Origin of the sequence: Pseudomonas sp. (genome assembly GCF_026224925.1) — a bacterium.
In the GTDB taxonomy this organism is placed as follows: Bacteria; Pseudomonadota; Gammaproteobacteria; order Pseudomonadales; family Pseudomonadaceae; genus Aquipseudomonas.
Genome location: NZ_JAMFRV010000139.1, coordinates 1 through 3,455, shown reverse-complemented (window position 1 = coordinate 3,455; position 3,455 = coordinate 1). Strand labels below are relative to the sequence as shown.

3 protein-coding genes are annotated in these 3,455 nt (G+C 57.8%); 2 read left to right on the top strand and 1 reads right to left on the bottom strand.

Annotated features, from left to right (window positions below):
- Positions 1-739 (bottom strand): 16S rRNA (cytidine(1402)-2'-O)-methyltransferase (rsmI, locus tag M0974_RS06120; RefSeq protein ID WP_297834063.1); only part of this gene is annotated, 739 nt, incomplete at its 3' end.
- A gap of 348 nt (positions 740-1,087) precedes the next feature.
- Here rsmI and M0974_RS06115 point away from each other — a divergent pair.
- Together M0974_RS06115 and M0974_RS06110 are read left to right on the top strand one after the other, a co-directional pair.
- A complete protein-coding gene (locus M0974_RS06115; protein ID WP_297834059.1) occupies positions 1,088-2,899 on the top strand; it encodes a penicillin-binding protein activator in 1,812 nt (603 codons plus the stop codon).
- Positions 2,896-3,270: a YraN family protein gene (locus M0974_RS06110; protein WP_297834056.1), complete on the top strand. Its 375-nt coding sequence runs from the start codon at positions 2,896-2,898 to the stop codon at positions 3,268-3,270. The genes M0974_RS06115 and M0974_RS06110 overlap by 4 nt, the downstream gene beginning before the upstream one ends.
- Positions 3,271-3,455: the final 185 nt, after the last annotated feature.

The window sequence follows — 3,455 nt, the reverse complement described above, 5'->3', positions numbered from 1 at the left end:
CGGTAATCTCCGCGGCCAAAGCAGCAGCCCGTTTCAGCGGCAACTCTTCTAATAGAAGATCCAGAACACGCCGAGCCTCAGCACCGATAACGTCCTCATCCTCCGGGACGGTCCACCCCGCCACCAACACCACGCACTCGCCGCGCTGCTGATTGCTGTCGCCTTCTACAAATGCACGCAACTCCGACAGCGGCAGTCCTTTAAGGGTTTCAAACGTTTTAGTCAGCTCGCGTGCGAGTAACGCGGGGCGCTCAGGACCGAACACCAATTCAAGATCCTGCAGGCACTCAAGAATGCGATGCGGCGCCTCATAAAAGATTAATGTCCGGGGTTCGGCTTTAAGTAATTCGAGTCGCGCTCTACGCCCGACTGCTTTTGCGGGCAGAAAGCCCTCGAATATAAAGCGGTCGGAAGGTAGGCCAGCAGCGGACAGCGCGGCGATCAAAGCACACGCGCCAGGAACCGGAATTACCCGGATGCCCGCAGCACGCGCCTGCCGCACCAAGTGATAACCAGGGTCGGAGATTAACGGCGTTCCGGCATCCGAAATCAGCGCAACGTCATCACCCGCCAGCAGTCGCGTAATAAACCGGCTGCCTTCTTCCCGTTCGTTGTGCTCATGGCACGCCGCCAACGGTGTAGGAATACCGAAGTGCTGCATCAACCGTAATGAATGGCGCGTATCTTCGGCAGCGACCAACGCCACGTCGCGCAAGACCTTAAGTGCACGCACGCTCATGTCATCCAGGTTACCGATAGGCGTGGCCACAACATAAAGCGAGCCTGGGGCGGAATTCGAAGCACCTGGAGCAGTCAAAGCGCACACCTCTTGTGTTGGCAAAAAAACGCATTGTACAGATTAAGGCCTGAGCGAACGGATAGCTGGCGCAGGCGAACGATGAAACAGTCTGAAAAAAACGTTTGTTTTCGTTACCGCAGCACATGATTTACGCAAAAAAACACTGGTTCGCCCCTGTTTTACCTGGGCTGCGACCAATATCACCGCTTTAACGCCACCAACATCGCGCCCCGGCCAGTGCTTGGGTACAATTCCACGCCTATTTGCTCGAGTATCAGGATCACATACATGATCGCTTGCCTGCGCCTGTTTACCGCCCTCTGTCTCGCTGCCTTGTTGGCGGCTTGCGCCAGCTCGCCCTCGTCAACTCTTGGCGAACTCCCTCGCACGCCTGACGCCAGCATCGAGCAATTGCTCGAACAAGCTGCTGCCGCCAAAACCCCCGATCAAGCTGCAGTGCTCAGACTGAGCGCGGCCGATCAAGCCAATCGACAAGGCGACGTGGGACGTGCCGCAAAAATTCTCGAGCAAGTGCCTCTTGATCAACTAAAACCCGCCCAACAGGTATACGCCAGCACCTTGGCTGCCGAACTGGCTCTGGGTCGCAACCAACCCAAGGTCGCCTTAGCCGCGCTGAGCCACCCAAGCTTGCAGCGACTGGGTGAGTTGCCCGTTGATCAGCAGGTGCGCACTGGGCTCGTCCTGGCGCGCGCACTGGAAGCAGACGGCCAGATCTTGGCCGCCGCCAGCCAACGGGTATTTATCGCCCCGCTGCTGAAAAATGGTGACGCCACAGCCAACCATGAAGCTATCTGGTCATTGGTATCCCAACTTCCGCCAGAGCAACTGCAAAGCAGCGGCACCGGTGATCTGGCAGGCTGGCAGAGCCTGGCACTGGCGGTAAAAACCGCCGGTACGCTGGAACAACAGCAAGCCGCAATCGATAACTGGAAAGCTCAGAACCCGCAGCATCCAGCAGCCTTGCAATTGCCATTGCCGCTGGTTGCACTCAAAGCCCTGGCCAGTGAACCGCTGACCAAAATTGCGTTGCTGCTGCCGCAAGATGGTCCGCTGGTGTCGGTTTCCCGCGCACTGCGCGAAGGCTTCATGGCTGCGCACTATCAAGCCCAGCAAGCAGGACAAAAGCCTCCGACAATCGAAGTGATCGACAGCTCACGCCTGACCTCGCTTGACGATTTCTACCGACAGGCCAAGGCGTCCGGCGTACAACTGGTGATCGGGCCACTGGAAAAACCTTTGGTTAAGCAATTGAGCAGCCGTCCACATCTGCCCATCACCACACTGGCGCTGAACTACAGCGATTCACGTCAAGCGGGGCCGCCCGAATTGTTCCAGTTTGGTCTGGCCGCTGAAGACGAAGCCCGCGAAGTGGCTCGTCGTGCCTGGGCCGATGGCAAACGCAGTGCTGCTGCCATGGTGCCTAGAGGCGAATGGGGTGATCGCGTTCTGGATGCTTTCCGTCAGGCCTGGCAGGCCGCCGGTGGCACGTTCATTGTTGCTGAGCACGTCGACCAACCGGTCGCCCTCGCCCAGCAAATTGCTGACATGCTGCAACTGCGCAATGCCGACCCTCGTGCGAAAAGCCTGCAAAACACAACGGGCGCTCAAGCGCCTCAGCCGACGCGTCGTCAGGACATTGATTTTATCTTCCTCGCCGCAACGCCCCAGTTAGCCCAACAGATCAAACCGACGCTGGTGTATCAATATGCCGGCGACATCCCTGTGTATGCGACCTCTCAACTGTTCACCAACAGCGGCGACCAAGCACAGTACAAGGATCTGGAAGGCATTCAGTTTTGCGAAACACCTTGGCTGCTGAACACCAACGACCCCTTGCACCAGCAAGTGACCACGCAATGGCCACAAGCTTCCGGCAGTCTTGGCCGGCTGTACGCGATGGGCATTGATGCTTATCGCCTGGCACCGCGCCTGACCCAACTGAAAGCGCTGCCTGATACCCGCCTCGACGGCCAATCCGGCAGCCTGAGCTTGGGTCAGGGCCAGCGTATCGAGCGGCAGTTGCCATGGGCTAAATTTGTCGGCGGCCAGGTTCAACGCCTGCCGGACACCGCGCATTGATACCCGCTGCACCGCACCTGCAAGCAGGGCGCGAGGCTGAAGCCTTCGCCCTGCAGCACCTTCAGCGAGAAGGCCTGAGCCTTATTGCGCAGAATTGGTTATGCAAACGCGGTGAGCTCGATCTGGTCATGCTTGATGGCGATACAGTAGTATTCGTCGAAGTACGCTACCGGCGCCACACAGGCTGGGGTGGAGCACTAGAAAGTGTGGATGTTCGCAAGCGCAAAAAGCTTGTTATCGCCGCGCAGCTTTTTTTACAGACCACGTCACGCTGGGCCGATTCGCCGTGCCGTTTCGATGTGATTGGCATCAACGGAAACCCCGGCAAGGAACCTTCGTTCAACTGGTTGAAAAACGCATTTGACAGCTGACTCAGGTGGCCGCGATTGTCGAACCTGAACGCTGGATTTTGCCTGACTCACTGACACCGATTTTGCTTTGCAGGCTGCACATCTGTGCCTGGAGCAGTTGCCCTACTTAAGGTCACATCGATGGACATGCAATCCCGAATTCGCCAGCTTTTTCAGGCCAGCATCGACACCAAGCAACAGGCGAT

Coding starts and splice junctions, on each gene's coding strand:
- M0974_RS06115 (WP_297834059.1), top strand. CDS start 1,088: ATGATCGCTTGCCTGCGCCTGTTTACCGCCCTCTGTCTCGCTGCCTTG.